This window comes from Pseudomonas sp. AC211, from assembly GCF_979258055.1.
In genome coordinates this window covers 1,622,864-1,643,973 of the sequence record NZ_OZ409830.1, presented here as the reverse complement: position 1 = coordinate 1,643,973, position 21,110 = coordinate 1,622,864, and the positions used below count along the sequence as shown (strand labels likewise).

The 21,110-nt window shown below is 60.8% G+C and carries 15 protein-coding genes, 4 tRNA genes and 4 pseudogenes; 11 read left to right on the top strand and 12 right to left on the bottom strand.

All coding sequences use genetic code 11. The annotated features are described in order from the left end of the window. Nucleotides 1–91: 91 nt before the first annotated feature. Complete coding sequence (locus ACZZZP_RS07965; RefSeq protein ID WP_463382347.1) at nucleotides 92–1,117, bottom strand: tRNA dihydrouridine synthase; 1,026 nt, start codon at nucleotides 1,115–1,117, stop codon at nucleotides 92–94. A 136-nt stretch (nucleotides 1,118–1,253) separates the two neighbouring features. On the opposite strand from ACZZZP_RS07965, the gene ACZZZP_RS07960 reads away from it, so the two are divergent. Next, the gene (locus ACZZZP_RS07960) at nucleotides 1,254–1,652 is read left to right on the top strand and encodes a hypothetical protein (protein ID WP_463536430.1); all 399 of its coding nucleotides are present in this window, start codon (nucleotides 1,254–1,256) and stop codon (nucleotides 1,650–1,652) included. A 324-nt stretch (nucleotides 1,653–1,976) separates the two neighbouring features. Here ACZZZP_RS07960 and ACZZZP_RS07955 read toward each other — a convergent pair whose 3' ends face one another. From ACZZZP_RS07955 to ACZZZP_RS07925, 7 genes are all read right to left on the bottom strand, one after another. Next, on the bottom strand, nucleotides 1,977–2,411 hold the full coding sequence (locus tag ACZZZP_RS07955) for an acyl-CoA thioesterase (RefSeq protein ID WP_122451206.1): 435 nt from the start codon (nucleotides 2,409–2,411) through the stop codon (nucleotides 1,977–1,979). A 271-nt stretch (nucleotides 2,412–2,682) separates the two neighbouring features. Then, nucleotides 2,683–2,758 (bottom strand) — tRNA-Glu (locus ACZZZP_RS07950). Between the two features lie 68 nt (nucleotides 2,759–2,826). Then, a tRNA-Ala gene (locus ACZZZP_RS07945) sits at nucleotides 2,827–2,902 on the bottom strand. Between the two features lie 52 nt (nucleotides 2,903–2,954). Beyond that, nucleotides 2,955–3,030 (bottom strand) — tRNA-Glu (locus ACZZZP_RS07940). 68 nt (nucleotides 3,031–3,098) lie between these two features. After that, nucleotides 3,099–3,173, bottom strand: a tRNA-Ala gene (locus ACZZZP_RS07935). A 146-nt stretch (nucleotides 3,174–3,319) separates the two neighbouring features. Next, nucleotides 3,320–4,801: a glutamate--tRNA ligase gene (gene gltX, locus ACZZZP_RS07930; RefSeq protein WP_463382346.1), complete on the bottom strand. Its 1,482-nt coding sequence runs from the start codon at nucleotides 4,799–4,801 to the stop codon at nucleotides 3,320–3,322. Nucleotides 4,802–4,870: 69 nt separating this feature from the next. After that, on the bottom strand, nucleotides 4,871–5,797 hold the full coding sequence (locus tag ACZZZP_RS07925) for a LysR family transcriptional regulator (RefSeq protein WP_122497160.1): 927 nt from the start codon (nucleotides 5,795–5,797) through the stop codon (nucleotides 4,871–4,873). A gap of 119 nt (nucleotides 5,798–5,916) precedes the next feature. Here ACZZZP_RS07925 and ACZZZP_RS07920 point away from each other — a divergent pair, with 119 nt between their 5' ends. From ACZZZP_RS07920 to ACZZZP_RS07910, 3 genes and pseudogenes are all read left to right on the top strand, one after another. Beyond that, nucleotides 5,917–6,963, top strand: coding sequence for an HlyD family secretion protein (locus ACZZZP_RS07920; RefSeq protein ID WP_463382345.1), 1,047 nt, complete (start codon nucleotides 5,917–5,919; stop codon nucleotides 6,961–6,963). Further along, nucleotides 6,953–8,504, top strand: a pseudogene (locus tag ACZZZP_RS07915) (MDR family MFS transporter). Before ACZZZP_RS07920 ends, ACZZZP_RS07915 begins: the two are co-directional and overlap by 11 nt. 757 nt (nucleotides 8,505–9,261) lie before the next feature. Further along, nucleotides 9,262–9,384 (top strand): annotated as a pseudogene (locus ACZZZP_RS07910) (EamA family transporter); the annotation flags it as partial. A 153-nt stretch (nucleotides 9,385–9,537) separates the two neighbouring features. Here the strand turns inward: ACZZZP_RS07910 and ACZZZP_RS07905 are convergent. Then, a complete protein-coding gene (locus ACZZZP_RS07905) occupies nucleotides 9,538–10,188 on the bottom strand; it encodes a hypothetical protein (RefSeq protein WP_463382342.1) in 651 nt (216 codons plus the stop codon). Between the two features lie 99 nt (nucleotides 10,189–10,287). Between ACZZZP_RS07905 and ACZZZP_RS07900 the strand changes: the two genes are divergently transcribed. Beyond that, nucleotides 10,288–11,067, top strand: a complete 780-nt coding sequence (locus ACZZZP_RS07900) for a TSUP family transporter (RefSeq protein ID WP_122497150.1) — start codon at nucleotides 10,288–10,290, stop codon at nucleotides 11,065–11,067. Here the strand turns inward: ACZZZP_RS07900 and nudC are convergent. The 3 genes and pseudogenes from nudC to ACZZZP_RS07885 all read right to left on the bottom strand — a co-directional run bounded on the left by nudC (nucleotide 11,035) and on the right by ACZZZP_RS07885 (nucleotide 14,394). Beyond that, the gene (gene nudC / locus ACZZZP_RS07895; protein ID WP_463382341.1) at nucleotides 11,035–11,865 is read right to left on the bottom strand and encodes an NAD(+) diphosphatase; all 831 of its coding nucleotides are present in this window, start codon (nucleotides 11,863–11,865) and stop codon (nucleotides 11,035–11,037) included. The two genes, ACZZZP_RS07900 and nudC, sit on opposite strands and share 33 nt — an antisense overlap. Next, a pseudogene (locus ACZZZP_RS07890) lies at nucleotides 11,865–13,540 on the bottom strand (ferrous iron transporter B). The gene nudC and the pseudogene ACZZZP_RS07890 overlap by 1 nt, the downstream one beginning before the upstream one ends. 41 nt (nucleotides 13,541–13,581) lie before the next feature. Next, on the bottom strand, nucleotides 13,582–14,394 hold the full coding sequence (locus ACZZZP_RS07885) for a crotonase/enoyl-CoA hydratase family protein (RefSeq protein WP_122497144.1): 813 nt from the start codon (nucleotides 14,392–14,394) through the stop codon (nucleotides 13,582–13,584). Between the two features lie 220 nt (nucleotides 14,395–14,614). Here ACZZZP_RS07885 and nhaB point away from each other — a divergent pair. From nhaB to ACZZZP_RS07855, 6 genes and pseudogenes are all read left to right on the top strand, one after another. Next, nucleotides 14,615–16,112: pseudogene (gene nhaB / locus ACZZZP_RS07880) on the top strand (sodium/proton antiporter NhaB). A 311-nt stretch (nucleotides 16,113–16,423) separates the two neighbouring features. Beyond that, the gene (locus ACZZZP_RS07875; RefSeq protein ID WP_463382338.1) at nucleotides 16,424–16,903 is read left to right on the top strand and encodes a hypothetical protein; all 480 of its coding nucleotides are present in this window, start codon (nucleotides 16,424–16,426) and stop codon (nucleotides 16,901–16,903) included. Nucleotides 16,904–17,078: 175 nt separating this feature from the next. Beyond that, entirely contained in the window at nucleotides 17,079–18,356 is a 1,278-nt protein-coding gene (locus ACZZZP_RS07870; RefSeq protein ID WP_463382337.1) for an OmpP1/FadL family transporter, read from the top strand. A gap of 373 nt (nucleotides 18,357–18,729) precedes the next feature. Then, a complete protein-coding gene (locus tag ACZZZP_RS07865) occupies nucleotides 18,730–19,809 on the top strand; it encodes a patatin-like phospholipase family protein (RefSeq protein WP_463382336.1) in 1,080 nt (359 codons plus the stop codon). Nucleotides 19,810–19,849: 40 nt separating this feature from the next. Further along, the gene (locus ACZZZP_RS07860; RefSeq protein WP_122497135.1) at nucleotides 19,850–20,677 is read left to right on the top strand and encodes a hypothetical protein; all 828 of its coding nucleotides are present in this window, start codon (nucleotides 19,850–19,852) and stop codon (nucleotides 20,675–20,677) included. Then, nucleotides 20,631–20,987, top strand: a complete 357-nt coding sequence (locus tag ACZZZP_RS07855; RefSeq protein WP_206000774.1) for a YfeK family protein — start codon at nucleotides 20,631–20,633, stop codon at nucleotides 20,985–20,987. Before ACZZZP_RS07860 ends, ACZZZP_RS07855 begins: the two co-directional genes overlap by 47 nt. The last annotated feature ends 123 nt before the right edge of the window (nucleotides 20,988–21,110 follow it).

Sequence of the window (21,110 nt, the reverse complement as noted above, 5' to 3'; positions counted from 1 at the left end):
CAAGTGGTTAAGTCCGGGACCCGACTTCGGCATCCCGTAACCGCTAGATAAGGACAGGCAAAACCTTTTCAAGAGAACCCACAAAAAAAAATCAAAAGCTCGAGGCTGAAGCCTCTCCCACAGAAAACGCAGCGCCTGTAGGAGCGGCTTCAGCCGCGAGCCGTTGATCGTGGAATTGCACGTGCAGCAACTCATCAATCCGCACGCAATCGCTTTCCCGGCGAATCTGGCTGAACAATTCCATGGCCTGCGGGTAATTGCGGGTGAGCTGTCCCAGCCACTGTTTCAATCGCCCCGGCGCGTAACGCGGCGACAACTTTCCACGGGCTTGCAGCCAGAACGATTGCAGCAAGGGCATCAGTTCCGCCCAGGTCATCGGCACGACTTCATGCCCTGCTCGGGCCGCTGCAATTTGCCGGGCTAAGTCAGGCAAGGCCACCAGACCGCGGCCCAGCATGATGTCGTCAACACCGCTGATTTCGCGACAGCGCCGCCAATCGTCAACGCTCCAGATTTCGCCGTTGGCGTACACCGGCACCTTGACCACGTCCTGAATGCGCGCAATCCATTCCCAGTGTGCTGGCGGCTTGTAGCCGTCGCGCTTGGTGCGGGCGTGCACGACAATTTGCGAGGCGCCGCCGTCGGCCAGGGCGCGGGCGCAATCCAGAGCGCCGTCGGGTACTTCAAAGCCCAAGCGCATTTTTGCCGTCACCGGAATGGCCGCCGGCACGCTGCGGCGCACTTCGCTGACGATGGCGTGGAGCAGCTCCGGCTCCTTCAGCAAAATGGCGCCGCCACGGGATTTGTTCACGGTTTTGGCCGGGCAGCCGAAGTTCAAATCCAGCACCGGCGCGCCCAACTCGCAGGCCAATGCGGCGTTGTCGCCCAGGCACACCGGATCAGACCCCAGCAGCTGCACCCGCAGCGGCACGCCAGCGCGGGTGCGGGCGCCGTCGCGCAATTCGGGGGCCATTTTGTGCATATGCGAGGCCGGCAACAGGCGGTCGCTGACGCGGATAAATTCGGTCACGCACCAGTCGATGCCGCCCACTTGGGTCAGCACGTCACGGAGGATTTCGTCGACCAAGCCTTCCATAGGCGCCAGGGCGATTTGCATAACGACAATCTCTTTAGAGCGGGCGAAAAAGGCGCCTAGTGTAGGGACCGGCACCGGGCAAGGCGATGATTGAGAGTGAATTCAATTGGCCAGCATGCGGTCACAACGCATAGAACCCGATGAAAGGATGTCGTCCATGCCCATTTCCCGCCTGTTGCTCGCCCTCGCCTGCCTCGTTTGCCTGACGAGCGCCAATGCCGAATCGCTGGTACCGCCGCCGGATGTACCACTCACCGCCGCACCCGACAGCGAAGCCATGGCGCGCCTGGTGGTCAGCCGCGACAACAACGCGCCGAACGCCTGCGCCGTGGACTTGTACGTGCAAAACCAATTGGTGGCGCAGCTCGCGCCGAAGCAATCGATTGCCGTCGATGTGCCGCCGGGTGAGGTATCGATCAGCGTCTCGCGCGGCGGCTCGGGCTATTGCGTCAGCGACATGCCGGCCAATGCGCAATCCGCCGTGTTTACGCCTGGGGAAACGCGGGAGTTCAAGATTGTGGTTGATGACACCGGGGGCGTTTTTGTCGCCGGCTGATACTCAGGCGCCTTGATGCGGGGTTAGCCGTTTGCAGGTCTGGCCTATCGCGGCTAAAGCCGCTCCCACAGGAAGACGAGCGTTCGGCGACGGCATTCCCCTGTGAAATTCTGGATCCCCGCCTGCGCGGGGATGACGGTGCGGTTTGGAAGGTGTTCGTCATTCCGGCAGAAAGCAAAGACGAGCACCCGGCGCCGGCATTTCCCTATGAGATTCTGGATCCCCGCCTGCGCGGGGATGACGGTGGGGGTTTGGAAGGTGTTCGTCATTCCCGCCGAAAGGCGGCCCTGTAGGAGCGGCTTTAGCCGCGATGGGGTTCGCGCGTCAACGCTGAAGAACCGCCGGACCGTACCCTTCGAGAAATTCCGGCGGCATCCGCTTGGGCTTGCCGGTGCTGAGTTCGATGCACACAAAGGTGGTTTTCGCCCGCAGCAGCGTGACGCCATCAGCGGGGCGAATTAGCTGGAAATGCCGGCTCATGCGCAATTTCTGGTCCGACTCGATAATCCACGTCGCCACCTGAAGCTCGTCGCCCTCGTAGGCGCTGGCCAGGTAATCCACCTCATGGCGCACCACCGCCATGGCGCGGTCCAGACGGCGGTATTCGCTCAGGTCCAGGCCCAGACTCTGCGAATGCCGCCACGCGCAGCGCTCAAGCCAACTGACATACACCGCGTTATTGGCGTGGCCAAGCCCATCGATGTCGTCGGCGAGCACCTGCAGGTCAATTACAAACGGCGTCGGCAAATCCCAGTTCATACGTCTCTCCATGGCGGCGAGGCGGCAGTTTAGCAACGTGGGGGAATAGGGCGAAATCAGATCAGGGCCATGAATGGCGAACGAAACGCGGTGCCTTGTAGGAGCGGCTTTAGCCGCGATTGAGGTACACGCCGCTTCAAGATCAACAGCATCGCGGCTAAAGCCGCTTCCACAGTGAACGGCAGCTGGTTAGTAGCGCTTTTGCCACCCCAAAAAAACAAAAGGGCTGCTCATAAGAGCAACCCTTCAAAAGTCCGCAGAGCGGATAAATTGGCGTCCCCTAGGGGACTCGAACCCCTGTTACCGCCGTGAAAGGGCGGTGTCCTAGGCCACTAGACGAAGGGGACAAAACCTTCAAAAACAAGGCCAGCAATAAGCTGGCCCGTGGCAGTTCTAACAATGTTTACTGCGAAATTGGTGGAGATAAACGGGATCGAACCGTTGACCTCTTGCATGCCATGCAAGCGCTCTCCCAGCTGAGCTATACCCCCAGATTTATCGCCTCTCGGCTCACAGCGCCTTGCGGTGCTGCGTTTTAAATCGTGGCGTCCCCTAGGGGACTCGAACCCCCGTTACCGCCGTGAAAGGGCGGTGTCCTAGGCCACTAGACGAAGGGGACGCAAAACCCTTCTAACAACTCAACCCGTTCCAGGAACCGGTGGTGGCAAGCCTTTCGGCTTTAGAGATTGGTGGAGCTAAACGGATCGAACCGTTGACCTCTTGCATGCCATGCAAGCGCTCTCCCAGCTGAGCTATAGCCCCATCTCGAGGACGGGGCGCATGTTAAGCGTGAGCCCTGGGGCTGTCAACACTATTTTTCCTACATACTTATTTTTTATGCTGGAAGAACAACTACTTACCCTGCCCTTCCAGCATATCCAGCGCTTAACAACCTCCAACAAAGCGGCTTAAGCGATGCTCGCCAGCAGCTTTTCCCACTCTTTTGTTTCCTTTTTCGATACACCGCCCAGCAATTCAATGGCCTGACGCAAGCGGAAACGCGTGAGGTCCGGGCCGAGAATTTCCATGGCATCCAGCACCGACACCGAGCTTGCCTGGCCGGTGATGGCGACAAACATCAGCGGCATGGCATCGCGCAGTTTCAGTTCCAGATGCTCGACCACCGCCTGAATGCAGCCGGTGATGTTGTCTTTTTCCCACTGACGCAGCGATTCGAGCTTCCACAGAATCAACTGCATCACCTGACGAACCTGCTCCGGCGAGAGCTTTTTATGCTCGAACTGCGCGGCCTCCAGCGGCAAGCCGCCGGCGAAGAAGAAGTTGGCCAGCGGCGCGACCTGACTCAGGGTTTCTACTCTGCCCTGCACATGCGGGGCGATTTGCATCAGGTACTCGGGGTTCAACGCCCACTTCTGCACCTGCGCGGCGAAGTCTTCGACGCTCAGTTCGCGAATCCACTGGCCGTTGAGCCAGGACAGTTTTTCCAGATCGAAAATCGGCCCGCCCAACGACACGCGCTGGATGTCGAAGTGCTCGACCATCTCGTCCAGGGTGAATTTTTCGCGCTCGTCTGGCATCGACCAGCCCATGCGACCCAAGTAGTTGAGCATCGCCTGCGGCAGATAACCCATGCGCTCGTAGAAGGTGATCGAGGTGGGGTTCTTGCGTTTGGACAGTTTGCTTTTGTCCGGATTGCGCAGCAGCGGCATGTAGCACAGCTGCGGTTGTTCCCAGCCGAAGTACTCGTACAGCTTGATCAGCTTGGGCGCCGAGGGCAGCCATTCTTCGCCACGCAATACGTGAGTGATGCCCATCAGGTGATCGTCGACCACGTTGGCGAGGAAGTAGGTCGGCAGGCCGTCGGTCTTCATCAGCACCTGCATGTCCATGCGGTCCCACAGAATTTCGACCTCACCGCGCAGCATGTCCGGCACCACGCACACGCCTTCGGTGGGCATCTTCATGCGGGTTACGTGTGGCTCGCCAGCGGCGACGCGCTGCGCCACTTCGGCGGCCGGCAGGTTCATGCACAGGCCGTCATAGCGCGGAGTTTCTTTCTTTTCGGTTTGCTCGGCGCGCAGTTTGTCCAGGCGCTCGGCGGTGCAGAAGCAGTGGAAGGCGTGGCCTTTTTCCACCAGCTCGGCGTTGTATTTCTGGTAGATCGGGCCACGCTCGCTCTGCCGATACGGACCATGCGGGCCGCCAACGTCCGGCCCTTCGCTCCACTCGATGCCCAGCCAGCGCAGGGCGTCGTAAATCTGCTGCTCCGACTCGCGGGTGGAGCGCAGTTGATCGGTGTCTTCAATACGCAGAATGAACTCACCACCGTGCTGACGGGCGAAGCACAAGTTGAACAGCGCGATATAAGCGGTGCCAACGTGGGGGTCGCCAGTCGGGGATGGCGCGATACGGGTGCGTACTTTAGTCATGGACAGTCTCGAATCAGCAGATCAATTAAGGGCATCGGGCCACCGCAGGTGGGCGTCGGCGGTCGGTATTCAAAGAGTGGGCGGCAATGTTACCAGCCGCACCACGGAAGGCTCCAGCAAACCACCTTCCTCCAAGCGCAGGCTGCGCATCAGGAAGTCCAGAAAGGCTTTGACCTTCATGGCCTGGAAGCGCCGCGACGGGTACACGGCATACACCTCGCCCACCGGCAAGCGCACTTCAGGCAGCAATTCCACCAACTGCCCGCGCACAACCTGGTCCTCGCTGAGCATAAACGGCAGCGCCGCAATGCCCGCGCCGGAAAGCGCCGCCTCGCGGGCGAAGGTGAGGTTGTTGCACGACAACACGCGCTGGCAGGGAATGTTCTCACCCAGCAGCGGCCAGTAACGAATGGAGTCTTGCGGCAACAGAATGGCGCGGTGCTGGGCCAGGTCTTCCACCACGCGCGGCGTGCCGTGCGCCTTTAAATAGACGGGGCTGGCGCACAGGCGGCGACCGCTGGAAAACAATTTGCGCGCGATCAGGGTCGAGTCTTGCGGCTGGCCGATCAGGATGGCGATGTCGACGCCCTCCTCCAGCGGATCCACATGCCGCGAGGTGATTTCCACCTCGGCGGTGATCTGTGGGTACTGCAACATAAAGGCACCCAGCACGCGGCCGAGAAATAATTGGCCGAACTCGATGGGCGCGGTGATGCGCAGCAAACCCGCCGGCTCTTGCTGCAGTTGCATAACCGCCTGCTCGGCCTCGGCGAAGTCCAACATGATTTGCCGGCAGCGCTCGTAGTAGGCCTGGCCCACTTCGGTGAGGCGAAGTTTGCGCGTGGTGCGGTTGAGCAGGCGCACGCCGAGCCGTTCTTCGAGCAAGGCGATACGGCGGCTCACCGTCGATTTCTGCATCGCCAGCGCCTGCGCCGCCTGGGTGAAACTGTGGCATTCCACGACGCGGGTGAAGATCAGCGCATCATCCAGCCCCATTATTGTTCCCCATAAGCAACAAAGTTTCTGAATTGTATCGGCTACTTGGTTGCGTGGAACACTGTTAGATTCGCTTACACTTTTGCCCCCCTTCGGGGAATTGCCCTACGAGCTCTCGCATGCCTGCCCAATTGCAACGCCGTCTATTTATCTTCCTCGCCATTCTGCTGATTATTGCCGGTGGTTTTTTCGCCCACTGGTTTCTGGTCGGGCGCTTTATCGAAACTACCGACAACGCCTACGTGCAGGGCGAGATCACCCGCGTCTCCAGCCAGCTCAGCGCGCGCATCGAAGAAGTGTTGGTGCATGACAACCAGCACGTGGAAAAAGGCGAGCTGTTGGTAAAACTCGACCCTGAAGATTTCCGCATCGCTGTCAGCCGCGCCGAAGCCGCGCTGGCGACCCGCGAAGCCGAGCTGGTGCAGGCGCAAAGCAAACTGACCCAACAAAGCAGCATGATCGCCGCCAGCGAAGCGGACGTAACGTCTTCCGAAGCCACGCTGGGCCGCGTGCAGATGGATCTGTCCCGCGCGCAAACCCTGCGCAAACCTGGCTATGTGTCCGAGGAACGCGTCACCACCCTGGCCGCCGACAGCCGCGTCGCTCGCTCACACGTGAGCAAAGCCCAGGCCGACCTGCAAGCCCAGCGCCAGCAAGTGAACTCGCTGAACGCCGACATCAAGCGGCTGCAAGCACAGATCAGCAACGCTAAAACCGACCTTGAGCAGGCCAAGCTCAACCTCAGCCGCGCCGAAATTCATGCGCCCATCAGCGGCATGATCGGCCAGCGCGCCGCGCGCAATGGTCAGTACATTCAGGCCGGCGCCTACCTGATGTCCCTGGTGCCCGATGAAGACATCTGGGTGCAGGCCAACTTCAAAGAGACCCAGATTGGCGAGATGCAGCCAGGCCAAAAAGCCGAGCTGGAATTCGACGCCTACCCCGGTAAGTCCATCGAGGGCACGGTGCAAAGCCTGTTCGCCGCCTCGGGCGCGCAGTTCAGCCTACTGCCGCCAGACAACGCCACCGGCAACTTCACCAAAGTGGTGCAGCGCATTCCGGTGAAACTCACCTTCGCCGCCGACAACCCGCTCAAGGGAAAGATTCGCCCTGGTATGTCGGTGACCGTGAAAGTGACCATCAAGGCGGACAACAGTGGCAGCTGACGCCCTGGTTCGCCCGGACGGCGAACCGACGCGGCGCGATTGGATTGCGGTAATGAGCGCCATGCTCGGCGCGTTTATGGCCGTGCTGGATATTCAGATCACCAACTCCTCGCTCAAGGATATTCAGGGCGCGCTGTCGGCCACGCTGGAAGAAGGCTCGTGGATTTCCACGTCCTACCTTGTCGCTGAAATCATCATGATTCCCCTCACCGCCTGGCTGGTGCAGCTGCTGTCGGCGCGGCGTTTGTCGGTGTATGTGTCGATCGGCTTTCTGATTTCCTCGCTGCTGTGCTCCATGGCCTGGAACCTCGAAAGCATGATCGTCTTCCGCGCCATGCAAGGGTTTACCGGCGGCGCGCTGATTCCCTTGGCGTTCACGCTGGTGCTGATCAAGCTGCCGGAAAGCAAACGCGCCGTCGGCATGGCCATGTTTGCCATGACCGCCACGTTCGCCCCTTCCATTGGCCCGACGTTGGGCGGCTGGCTGACCGAAAACTGGGGCTGGGAATACATCTTCTATATCAACGTGCCGCCCGGCCTGCTGATGATCGCCGGGCTGCTGTATGGCTTGGAGAAAAAGGCGCCCCACTGGGAACTGCTGAAAAGCACCGACTACGCCGGCATCCTCACCCTCGGCATCGGCCTGGGCTGCTTGCAGGTGTTCCTTGAGGAAGGCCATCGCAAGGATTGGCTGGAGTCGGCGTTTATCGTCACCTTGGGCAGCATTGCCGTGATCAGCCTGATCTCCTTTGTGATCGTGCAGTTTTCCAAACCGAATCCGCTGATTAACCTGCGCATTCTCGGCAACCGCAACTTTGGTTTATCGAGCATTTCCAGTCTGGGCATGGGCGTCGGGCTGTATGGCTCGATCTATTTGCTGCCGCTGTATCTGGCGCAAATCCAGGGCTACAACTCCATGCAGATCGGCGAAGTGATCATGTGGATGGGTGTGCCGCAGCTGTTTCTGATTCCGTTCGTGCCGAAACTGATGAAGTTCATTTCCGCCGAAATGGCTGTGCGCGGCCGGCTTTGGTTTGTTCGGGCTGGGCAGTTTTCTGTCTGGCGTGCTGAACCTGGATTTCGCCGGTCCGCAGTTCAACCATATTCAACTGCTGCGCGCGTTCGGCCAGCCGTTGATCATGGTGACCATCTCGCTGATCGCCACGGTGTACATCAGCGCGCAGGACGCCGGCTCGGCTTCAAGTCTGTTCAATATTCTGCGTAACCTCGGCGGCGCCATCGGCATTGCCCTGCTCGCCACGTTGCTCGACGCGCGCACCAAGATTTACTTCGACTACCTGCGCGAAGCGATTGTGCCGAGCAACCCGCAAGTGGCCGAGCGCATATGCGGCCTGACGCAAACCCTGGGCAACGAGACCGCCGCGCTGGCCAAGCTCAGCGAGATCACGCACCAGCAGGCGATGATCATGGCCTACAATGACGCCTTCCATTTTGTCGGCCTGGCGCTGGCCATCAGCATGATCGCCGTGCTGCTGACCAAAGCGTTGCCGTCCGGCGCTACGGGTGGCGCCGCGCACTAAGCTCATCACTCCATCTATTTACGCTGCGCCGGCGCCCTGCCGGCGCGCGTCATTTCAGGCCCTCCATGTCTTCCACGCTTTCCCCTCGCGCTCGTTCCCTGGTGTTGCTGCTTTCCTTTGCAGCGGTGTACATCGGCTGGGGCACTACGTACCTGGCCAACCATTTTCTGCTGCTGGAATTGCCGCCTTTTGTCATCGTCACCCTGCGCTTTTTCCTCGCCGGCAGCCTGGCGTTGGCGTGGGTGTTTATCAGCGGCCAGGCGCGCATTCAACGCAGCGATTGGGGCGGCGCGTTTATCGGCGGGCTGATGCTGATCACCGTCGGCCAAGCGCGCCCTGCTCTACGCCAACCAATACCTGCCCACCGGTTTGCTGGCGATGCTCTACACCAGCCTGCCCATCTGGAGCGTGGCGCTGGAATGGCTGCTCGGCGACCGGCCGCCGCTGTGGGTGTTGTGCGGTTTGGTGTTGGCCTCGTGCGGCATCGTGTTGCTAATGAGCAACGGCTTGGGCAGCGCCGCCACCGCCCAGCAATGGTTCGCCGGCAGCCTTGTAGTGGCCGCCACGCTGATGTGGGCCATTGGCGCCTGGCTTCTACGCAGCCGCCCTTCGTTCCGCTCTACTTGGTTGGGCATGAGCCTGCAAATGCTCATCGGCGCGATGATGCTCGCCTTGTTTGCCGCCTGGCGTGGCGAATGGAATCAACTCGACCTGACGCAGCTGTCCGGCCCATGGCTGGTGGTGGCTGGCGTATTTGGTGCTGCCCGTGAGCCTGGGCGTGTACCCGGCCTACTTCTGGCTGCTGCGCGAAGTGCGCCCGAGCTTAGTGTCTACCTTTGCCTTCGTTAACCCGGTGATTGCGCTGCTGCTGGGTTATCTGCTGCTCGGTGAAAGCCTGGGAATGGCCGCGCTAGTGGCGTGCCTGGTGACGCTAGGTGGGGGTGATGATGATTATTTTTGGGCGCAGATGAAGCGATTCCCCGACCCCGTAGGAGCTAGCTTGCTAGCTCCTACAACATCGGTTCGAACGCTCTTATTTCCAGTCTTTAAGCGCCTGATCCGCCGCCTGGTTCAGCGGCTTGGCCATCAACCCTGTGGGCGACAGGCTAACGGCATACACCGCGCCATCGGCCATGGGCAAGTAGGTCACGCGCAACGCTTGTGGCTTGAACAGGAACAGGTCGTGCTGACCCAGGCGCAGCCAGCGCCATAAGTCGATACCGAACGGGCTTTGCGCCAACGGTGCGCTGGCGTGTTGCGCCAGTTCTTGTTGTTCGATGGCGAGGAAACGGCCGGAGAGTTTTTCCAGGCGGTAGCCCGGCTGTAAGCCAATCAGCGCAGCCAGGCCTTTCCATTCGATCATCCGCGCGTCCAACTGCCAGAGGTCGCCTTCCAGATTCACGCTGCGCTCATCGGCGCCTTCAAGCAGGGTGACGCGATAACGCTGTGGGCCATCGGCCTGGAAGCTGAGGGTGACCACAGGTTTGTCTTCGGGGATAGCGTCGTAGCTGACCAGATCGTAGGCGACAGTGCCGATAAGCCCGGCCAATGCCAGAAAGGCCAGGCCGACCGTGCCGCGTAACCAGCCGAGAAACCAACTGCGGTTGAGCAGAATTCGTGCGGCGACCAATACGGCCAGTAGAGCCAGCAGGGCGATGCCCCACGCCAGACCGTCATACTGCATAAAGCCAATTCCTTCTGCGGCAAATAGGCGGCATTATGCGCAGCCTCCCCCGCCACGGCCAGCCGGCATTCGGCGCAACGGACACCAGTCGACTTTTTTATGCCCTTCGAACTGCTTGTAGACCCAACCACCCTCGCCATTCTCGCGGGCGTCGCCTTTCTCGCTGGCTTTATCGATGCCATCGCCGGCGGTGGCGGCCTGTTGACTATGCCCGCGCTGCTCACCGCTGGCGTTCCGCCACACCTGGCGCTGGGCACCAGCAAACTCTGCGCAACTTTCGGTTCGGCCACGGCCAGCCTGACTTTTTACCGACGCAAATTATTCGACCCCAGCGCCTGGCGCTTCGCTTTGATTGCCACCGCCATCGGCTCAACGCTGGGCGCCATCGTCGCCCATTGGCTGCCGGCCGAATGGCTGATGCAAATGCTGCCGGTGGTGGTGTTCGCCTGCGGTTTGTACCTGCTGTTCAGCCGCACGCCCACCGCGCCGGTGAACAGCGACGCGCCTATCGCGCGCCGCCGCCAATGGCCGCAAGGCTTTACGCTGGGCTTCTATGACGGCGTGGCCGGCCCCGGCACCGGAGCGTTCTGGACAGTGAGCACGCTGCTGCTCTACCCGCTCGATCTGCTGCGCGCCAGCGGCGTGGCGCGGACCATGAACTTCGTCAGCAATATCACCGCGCTGGTGGTGTTTATCATCGGCGGGCAAGTGGCGTGGGTGCTCGGTTTGAGCATGGGCGTGGCGCTAATGGCCGGTGCGTTTCTGGGCGCGCGCACGGCGATTTCGGGCGGCTCTAAATTTATCCGCCCGGTGTTCATCTTGGTGGTGTTGGCGTTGACCGCGCGGCTAGTTTGGCAGCACTGGTTCGGGCAGGCCTGAGCGGCGCGCCAGGTACACATCGATCAGGTAACGGGCAATCGAGCGCGATGCCGGCAGCGGCGGCAGGTTGTCGATGCTGAACCACTGCGCGTCTTCAATTTCCTCTTCCTGCATGACGATATCGCCGCTGGCGTATTCGGCGTGGTAGCCGAACATCAGCGAATGCGGGAACGGCCAGCTCTGGCTGCCCAGGTACTGAATGTGCTGAATTTCAATACCCACTTCTTCGCGCACTTCGCGCGCCACGCAGGCTTCTACCGACTCGCCCGGCTCAACGAAGCCGGCCAGCGTGCTGTACATGCCCGGCACGTAACGCGGCGAGCGGGCCAGCAGAATTTCATCACCGCGAGTGACCAGCACGATCATGCTCGGCGACAGGCGCGGGTAATGCGCCACTTGGCAATTGGGGCAGGTTGAGGAACGGTCGGTTAGCGAGCGCTGCATGCGCGTGCCGCAGCTGCCGCAGAAGCGGTAGTTGTCGGCCCAGGTGGCAATTTGCGCGGCGAAACCCAGCAGGCGGAAGGTGTCGGCATCGCTCTGCATCATGAACTGCCGCAAGCTCTGCAAGGTGCAGCCGGGCAGTTCGGGCGCGTGGGCGAAGTCCAGCAGGTAGACGGCATCGCCATCGAAATGGCCGAGACCGTGCTCTTCAAAGGCGGGTAAATCCTGACGCTTCAGCCAGTCGCGGGGAAACAGCACGCCGTTGCTGTCGGCGAGAAAACCCTGGCGAAAATGCGCCAGTGCCCAGCCGCCGTTCTGGCTGATATCGAGTACCGCCGGCTCCCAGCTTTTGCTCATTACGCGGCCACCTGCAGACCCAGGGCACGCACGCTTTCGGCGGCCAGGTCGAGCACGCTCGGCACGGTTTCAGGCCGCAGCACGGCGCCGCCTTCCAGGTAGTACTCAAGGCTGGTCAGGGCATCGGCCAGGGTTTCGAGCATTTGTTCAGATGGCATTTGCGCGCTCTCCAACATCTGCGTCTGAATGTAATCGGCGCAGGCACCCACCAGCAGCGCCGCACGTTCCTGATTGAGGAACCACAAGCCGCCGCGCACCGCCTGCAAGCTGAACGGCACATTGGCCAGGTGCAGCTTGTCGCCATTGGATTCGAGGTACGAGGTAATCGCGCGCTTGGCCATGACCAAGCCCGCCTGTGATTCATCGACCACCACAATCCGCGCTTCGTTCAATTGGTGCTGAGCAAACGAGGTGGCTTCATCGCCTGGCTGCGCAGTTTGAGGACGCGCATCACGGCGCTCGCCGCTTTCCAGGCTGGCGACCATGCTTTCGACATAGAGCACGGCGTCGGCAAGTTTGTGCAACGCCGGCACTTCAATCGGCTCGGCGTCGTTCCAGCCCGCCACCACTTGCAATTGATTCTGCAACGTCGCACCCGCCGAGCTGAGGCCCACCATGCCGAGGGTTTTTGCCAACTTGCCAAGCAAACCGTGCAAGGTGGTGAGGCGTTCGCTGTCGACGGTGCCGCGCTCGATCAGATCGAGCAGGTCTTTCACGCTGGCCAACTCTTCACGAATGGCCGAGGACAACGAGCGCATCACCGAACGGCCCGGGCCGGCCAGCAATTGCGATTCTTCTTCGAGCAGCTGATCGGTAAAAGGCAGCGGCAGCAGGCCGAACACTTCGCGCACCTGAGACGCTTGCGGCCCATGGCTGTCGGCCAGCGCGACCAGATACAGCAATTCTTTGAGCAGATTGCGCGGCGCTTCGTAGCTGGCATTGCCGAGCAGTTGCTTGAGCTCGCGGTCAATGCGGGCGAACAGTTGCTTGCGCGCTTTACGCGGCAGCAACTGGCCATCTACCTGCGCTTCAAGCGCGGCGGCGCCAATCCAGCACAGGCGGCCACGCGGCTGACTGGCGAAGAGACTGTCGAGCCGGGTCAAGGCGCGGCCCATCAGCTTCAAGCCAGCTTGCGGGCTTTCCTCACGGATAAAGCCGAGCAGGCCAACCTGGTACATATGACGCAGGCGGCGCAGGTCATCGGCATGGGCGGCTACATCGACCGGCGTACCGGTTTGCGGACGGGTTTGGTCCAGACGGGCGCTGAAGAAAAAGCTTTCCGGCAGCGGCGGCTGCGAACCGGCAGCGCGCAGGTCGTTGATCGCCGGCAACAGCAATTCCGGCAACTCCTGGCGATGCATCTCGACGTTTTCGAGGTAGCGGCGCAGCACGTGCAAGGCATTGTTCAATGCCGAGAGCTGCACGTCGCGCTCTTCACCGGCGCCTTCGGGAATGTCGGTGGCCTGTTCCAGCACTTCCTGGGCCAGCAATTCGGCACCGGCCAGCTCGATCAGATTGAGCGTGCCGCGAATTTGCTGCAGGTATTCCACCGCTTGTTGCAGCAGGCTGCCGTTGTTGCGCTCGGCAATAAACTGCTCAAGGCTCAGTTCCGCCTCTTCCATGGTGGCGAACAGCTCGTCGCGCACCAAACTCAGGATGTGGCTCCAGAAACCATGGCCTACTGCGCCTCCCGCGCCAGTGAGAAATACGCGCGCATCAGTCTGCGAATTCAGGCTTTTGCTTGCTCATGTGCGCGGCCATGGCCACGCGCAGATCGGCAGATTGCAACATGGTGGCGTTCCAGGTGGCGACGTATTCCAAGCCGTCGTCCACGCGGTGATCACGCATGTAGCCGATCATTTTTTTCGTGCCACGAATGGCGATTGGCGATTTGCTGGCGATTTCCCGGGCGATGCCGAACACACCGTCGAGCAACGCCGCTTCGTCTACAAACGTGCGATTGACCAGGCCGATGCTGCGCGCTTCTTCGCCGCCGATGGTGCGGCCGGTGTAGGCCAGCTCACGCATCATGCCGTCGCCAATGATGCGCGGCAGGCGTTGCAGGGTGCCGACGTCGGCCGCCATGCCCATGTCGATTTCTTTGATCGAGAATTGCGCGTTCAGCGTCGAGTAGCGCATGTCGCAGGCGCTGATCAGGTCGATGGCGCCGCCCAGGCAGTAGCCCTGAATGGCCGCCAGCACTGGCTTGCGGCAGGCGTCGACGGCGTTGAACGAGCTTTGTAATTCGAGAATTTTGCGCCGCAGCACTTCGGCGTTGCGGCCAGGGTCTTTACCGAGCTGGCTGCCGACTTGCGCCAGCATCATCAGGTCGATACCGGAGGAGAAGTGTTTGCCCGCGCCGGAAATCACCACCACGCGAACCTCGTCGGTGGCGTCGATCCAGTTGAAGATTTCCACGATTTCGGTCCAGAAGTCCGCGCTCATGGCGTTGACCTTTTCTGGGCGGTTGATCACCACATGGGCGATCTTGTCGGCCAGTTCTACACGGAACGCTTTGTAGGCGGACATCTTGGCCTTCCTCATTTCTGCTGCGCGTGCGCGCATAGAATGTTGTTGTGGATAAAACCGCGCAACTATAACAAGCACGTCATAAAAGTCGATGCCGAGGGTGTGACGCAGACCACGCTGCCGGTCTTCACACCACTGCTCGACTAAAGGCTTTAAGCGCTTGATCTGTCTGGTATCTTGCCAGCGCCTCAAACCCACATTCGAATAAGGTCCGCCCGCAATGCCAACCTCGCTCGCCCCCGCCTTCGCGCGCAACTTTCTGGGCCACTCGCCACGCTGGTACAAGCTCTGCATTCTCGCCTTTCTGATCCTCAACCCGCTGGCGCTCTGGACGCTCGGGCCCATGGTGGCCGGCTGGATGCTGGTGGCCGAGTTCATCTTTACCCTGGGCATGGCGCTCAAGTGCGTACCCGCTGCAACCCGGCGGTTTGCTGGTGATCGAAGCGCTGCTGCTGCACATGGCCGGCCCGCAGGCGCTGTATGACGAGCTGGTGCATAACTTCCCGGTCATTTTGCTGCTGATGTTCATGGTCGCCGGCATCTACTTTATGAAAGACCTGTTGCTGCTGGTGTTTTCCAAGCTGCTGCTGGGGGTCAAGTCCAAGGCGTTGCTGGGATTGACGTTCTGTTTGATGGCCGCCTTCCTCTCGGCATTTCTCGACGCCCTGACCGTGATCGCCGTGGTCATCACCGTTTGCCTGGGCTTCTATCAGGTGTTCCATAACTTCGCCTCGTGCCACAGCGCGCCGAAAGACGGCAGTGACGACAGCGATATCGACGAACAGAAACGCCACGACCTAAACCAATTCCGCGCGTTTTTGCGCAGCTTGCTCATGCATGGCGCGGTCGGCACAGCGCTCGGTGGCGTGTGCACGCTGGTGGGCGAACCGCAGAACCTGTTGATCGGCCACGAAGTGGGCTGGGATTTCATCACCTTCTTCTTGAAGGTGGCGCCCGTGTCGCTGCCGGTGCTGGCGGCTGGCTTGGTGACCTGCGTACTGCTGGAGAAGCTGCGCTGGTTTGGCTACGGCACCGAGCTGCCGGAGTCGGTGCGCAACGTATTGGCCGAACAAGCCGCCCGCGAATCGCAACACCGCACACAAGCCGATAAAGCCAGCCTGATCGTGCAGGGCCTGGCGGCGTTGATTCTGATCGGCTGCCTGGCCTTTCACGTGGCGGAAGTGGGCTTGATCGGTTTGCTGGTTATCGTGCTGATTACCGCGTTCAGCGGCATCACCGACGAGCACCGCATCGGCAACGCCTTCAAAGACGCGCTGCCCTTCACTGCGTTGCTGGTGGTGTTTTTTGCCGTGGTGGCGGTGATTCACGAACAGCAGCTGTTCACGCCGATTATCCAGGCCGTGCTGGCGCTGCCGTCCGAGCAGCAGCCGACCATGCTGTTTATTGCCAACGGCTTGCTGTCGGCCATCAGCGACAACGTGTTCGTGGCCACTATCTATATCACCGAGGTGAAACGCGAATTCGCCGCCGGCAACATGAGCCGCGAGCATTTCGAAGCGCTGGCCGTAGCGATTAACACCGGCACCAACCTGCCGAGCGTGGCCACGCCCAATGGCCAGGCGGCGTTCCTGTTTCTGCTGACCTCGTCGCTGGCGCCGCTGGTGCGGTTGTCGTACGGCCGCATGGCGTGGATGGCGTTGCCGTACACCATCGTGATGAGCCTGCTGGGCTGGTGGGCGGTGGCGAACTGGTTGTAACGGTCATCCCGTTGGGCTTCGCCGGTGGCTCAACCCAACCTACGGCTACATCTCGTAGGTTGGGTTGAGCGAAGCGAAGCCCAACAACCCCATCCGCAATCTCCCTTCCAAGCGGCTTTTAATCACCCTGAGGCATATACGCGCCGCAGCTGGCGCGTAAATGATTTAAAAACAGCCCTTTACAGCGTAATGGTCTGACTATGCTTCAACAGGAGCGGCTAACCCCGCTCCCGGTGGGGCCTTTTCGAAAATCGTTTTAACACCGCTGCCAGGCGCCAAGGTCTCACCGGTCACCTTTTCTCGAGGTTGCCATGGGCATTGCCGCCAGTGATTTATGCCAACACGTTATCCGCCCTACCCTCCTCTACCTGGATCGGCACAGCCCGTGCGCTGAATCCTTTCTGCTGTGCACCGCCGCTTGTCAGTCGGCCCTCGGTTCGGCGTTGGATGACCTGCGCGGTCACGGCCTGTACCGAATCGCCGATTTGCGTCACCAAACGCTCTGGGACCACCACCTCGCACTCGATCCAGAACTGGCCAGCCGCGTTCGCGGATTAGCCAGCCAGCACGCCTTTCTCGCCGCGCCCCACTTGGAACTGACGGTGAACCTGCGTTACGCCACCGCCATCGCCTGGCTCATGGTTGAGGCGCAAAGCCCCGGCCTGCCTGAGGGAGACGACATAATGGGCATGGCGCGGGTGTGGCGGCAGGTGTTTCAACCGGAGGGCCGCGAGCGTGATTTCAGCCGCGCGTGGCATCACTACGTCGGCAAAGCCCGCCAGGCGGCGTAAAAACAACTGGAACAAAACGGCAAAAGTACGCTCGTACAAGATTGCCGACGTTGCCATCACAATGCCCTTACTTGTAGGACAATTACGGGTAAATTTGGGATCTTGAGCGACTGGCCAGGAAATATGAATCCTGATAATTTCCGCCACCCGTACACAATTACAACAGGACTATTCCATGAAACACGCCTGGTTCAAGACCACCCTAGCCCTGACTATTTCTGCCGCTTCCAGCTACTCCCTGGCTGGCGGTTTTGCCCTTAACGAACAAAGTGTCAGCGGCATGGGTTCTTCCTTCGCTGGGCGCTCCTCCTCGGCCGAAGATGCGACCACCCTGTTCGGCAACCCTGCCGGCATGTCGCGCCTCAAACGCCAGGAAGTCAGCGTTGGCGCGGCGGCCATCTCCGCCAAAACCGACATCAAGCACGCCAGCGGTTCCACTTCCGGCAGCAACGACGGCGACATGGTGCCGTTCACTGCCGTGCCCATGGGCTACTACGTGAACCCGGTGGATGAGCAATGGGCGTTTGGCGTCGGCGTGTACGCCCCGTTCGGCCTCATCACCGACTACGAAGGCGGTTTCCAGGGCCGTAAGTTCGGCGACTACAGCGAAGTGAAAGTGGTCACGGTGCAGCCGACCGTGAGCTTCCGTGTGAATGATCAGCTGTCGGTGGGTTTTGGCCCGACTATCAACCGCATTAGCGGGAAGCTGGAGAGTGCGGTTTCCGGCGTTCCAGGCCTGGACCCGAGCGAAAGCCGCGTGGAAGTGAAAGGCGACGACACCGCCTTCGGTTACAACATTGGCGTGCTGTATGAGTTCACTCCGCAGACCCGTGCGGGCGTGACGTATCACTCGAAGGTGAAATACAAGCTGGAAGGTGACACCGAAGTGTCTGGCAGTAACGCAGTGTTGGGCGGCTTCTTGAATGCCTACGGCGAGTACGACGCCAAACTCGACCTGACCACGCCGGAATCGGTCGACGCGTCGATCACCCACGAAATTGACGATTCGTGGACTGTCTACGCAGGCAGCACATGGACTCGCTGGAGCCGTCTGAAAGAAATCACCATCGAGAACGAAGGCGTTTCTTCTGCCGCTTCAAGCCGTTTCTCCACCATCACCGAAGACCAGAACTGGCACGACACCTGGGGCTACGCCGTAGGCACCGCCTACAAGCTGGACAAGCAATGGACACTGCGCGCCGGCCTGGCTTTCGACCAGAGCCCGACCAACAACGCCGACCGTTCGCCACGCATCCCTACCGGCGATCGCACGGCTGTGAGCTTTGGCGTGGGCTGGAACCCGACTCAGGACCTGACCGTTGACCTGGCCTACTCCTACCTGTGGGAAGAAGACACCAAAGTCAACGACACCGACCCGGCGAAAGGCTCGTACCGCGCCACCTACGAAAACAGCGCGCACGGTTTCGGTACTCAGGTTTCGTACCGTTTCTGATTGTTGGTCCTAAGCCGCCGTTATCCTCGCGAGCACGGCGGCCCAACGATTCAGGATCCAGAGCTAGCAAGTCAATTGATGCACGCTGGACCCGAATCGTCGGACGACCTCGCTCGTGAGGATGACGGTGCTCTTATTCCAACCTCGGTCATCCTCGCGCACGCGGGGATCCAGAATTTCGCAGGCAAGTGCTTACCTCTGATCATTCGAGTTCCGAGTCGTCGAACCGCGGCTTTCGCGCGAATGACGCCGGCCGGGATCACCACGTGCTTTGTTACACCCCCACGCTTTACCCCCACATTCACACAACAAAACCTCCTTGGTCTTACCGCTCACCGCTCTATAATCGCGCCCTTGCGTGATGGAGGCCTACATGAGCGCGATCCAAATCAAGTCCCCCGCCCTGACCCTTAAAGCCGGCAGCAAAGCCTTGGCGCGAATTCGTGAGCGTGGCTTGGCGCCAGCTGACGTGGGCATTCTGCCGGGCGCCGCGGGCGGTCCGAAGGCGTTGGGCATTCAAGGGTTGGACCTGGCGCTGTTCGGCGACTGGCTGCCACGCGCACCGCGTCAACGCGCGCTGATCGGTGCTTCCATCGGCTCTTGGCGCTTCGCCAGTGCTTGTCTGCCTGACGCGGCGGCCGGCATTCAGCGCCTGGGCGAGCTGTATACCCAGCAGCGTTTCGCCAAGGGCGTGACCATGGCGCAAGTGACGCAGAGCTGCGTGCGCATGCTCGACGACTTGCTTGAAGGCCAGGACGATCACGTCCTCAATAATCCCCACTACAGCCTCAACATCATGGTGGTTCGCAGCCTCGGCTTGCTCGCCCACGACCGCCGTGGCGCGCTGGGGCTGGGCTTGTCGTCGGTAATCGGCAACAACCTGCTCGGCCGCCCGCGCCTGTCGCGCCATTTCGAGCGGGTAATTTTGCACGACGCCCGCAACCAGCCGCCGCTGAGCGCCCTCAGCGACTTCCCCTCGCGCTTGCTGCACCTGGACGTGAACAACTTGCGCCACGCCCTGCTCGCCTCCGGCTCCATTCCTATGGTGATGGAAGGCGTGCGCGATATTCCCGGCGCTGGCGCGGGCACCTACCGCGACGGCGGTTTGCTCGATTACCACCTCGACCTGCCCTACAGCGGCGATGACGTGGTGCTGTATCCGCACTTCACCGACAAAGTCATTCCCGGCTGGTTCGACAAAGGCCTGCCGTGGCGCAAGGGCGATAACGTGCGCCTGCAAAACGTGCTGCTGCTGGCGCCGTCGCGCGAATACCTGGCCAAACTGCCGTTCGGCAAACTGCCCGACCGCAAAGACTTCACCCGTTTCCTTGGTGACGACGCCGGGCGCGAACGCTACTGGCGCACCGCGATGGACGCGAGCCGGCGAATGGGCGATGAGTTCCTCGAACTGGTTGATGGCAACGAACTTGGCGAGCGCTTGCTGGCGCTGTAAAACGCACAGGGAAATTTCCGAGCAATACCAAGGACCGGTCATGAAGCTTGCAGTTGCCATCATTCACGGCATTGGCACCCAGCCCGCGCAGTTCAACAGCGACGGTTACCACGTATTCGCTCAGGGCCTGATCAGTCAACTGCGCTTGCGCCTCGGCGATCAGGCGGACCAAGTGGCATTTCAGAGCCTGTACTGGGCCGACGTGCTGGATGACCGCGAATTTGCCTACCTGGAAAAGCTCAAAGCCGAGCCGGTGACCTGGCGCTGGCTGCGCCGTGCTGTCACGCTTTTTCTCGGCGATGCCAGCGGCTATCGCAAGGTCAGCGAAGCGTACGACACCACCTACCAACAAGTGCACCAAACGGTGCGTCAGGGCCTGCAAGCGCTGCGCGCCAAGGTGGACGCCGACACGCCGCTGGTGGTGTTGGCGCACTCGCTGGGTGGACATATTTTTTCCAATTACGCCTGGGACCAACAGCAGCTGAATGCCACGCCCAGTTGCCCACTGGACCCCTTCCTGGGCTTGGAAACCCTGGCGGGGCTGATCACCTTTGGCTGCAATATTCCGCTGTTCACCTTCGCCTATAACCCGGTGCTGCCGATTCGCTTTCCTGGCAATTGCCTGAGCCCGACCGTGCGCGAACGGGCGCGCTGGCTTAACCTTTATGCACCGGCGGATGCACTGGGCTATCCCTTGCGTCCGCTGCCGAACTACGCCGACGTGGTGTACGAAGACCGTGCCATGGCCGTAGGGCCCTGGTACAAACGGCACACCCCTTTGAGTCATATGGAGTATTGGAACGATGGTGGCTTTCACACCTATGTGGCGGATTATCTGCATCAGCTGCTGCCTGCTTGCAGCGACTGAAACCCACGCAGCACTAAGCGCGCAGAGCCGTGGCGAAGTAGACAAATTGCTGGTGTTCGTCGAGAACAGCGGCTGCAGTTTTATCCGCAACGGCAGTGCTTACGACGGTAAGGAAGCGCGCATGCACCTGCAGCAGAAGCTCGACTACCTGGAAAACAAAGGCCTGGTCGACAGCAGCGAAGACTTCATCAAACGCGCGGCTACCGGCAGCAGCATCAGCGGCAAAGCCTACAGCGTCGACTGCAACGGCCAGCAGCAACCGTCGGCCGATTGGTTGAATGGGGAATTGCAGCGGATTCGCACGCCCTGACCGAGTTGAAAACCCTCACCCCAGCCCTCTCCGCAAGCGGGCAGAGGGAGCGGAACGTGGCGGCTTGCTTAAAACCCCGTCGTTCCCGCGCAGGCGGGAACCCAGAATTTCGAGCCGAACGCA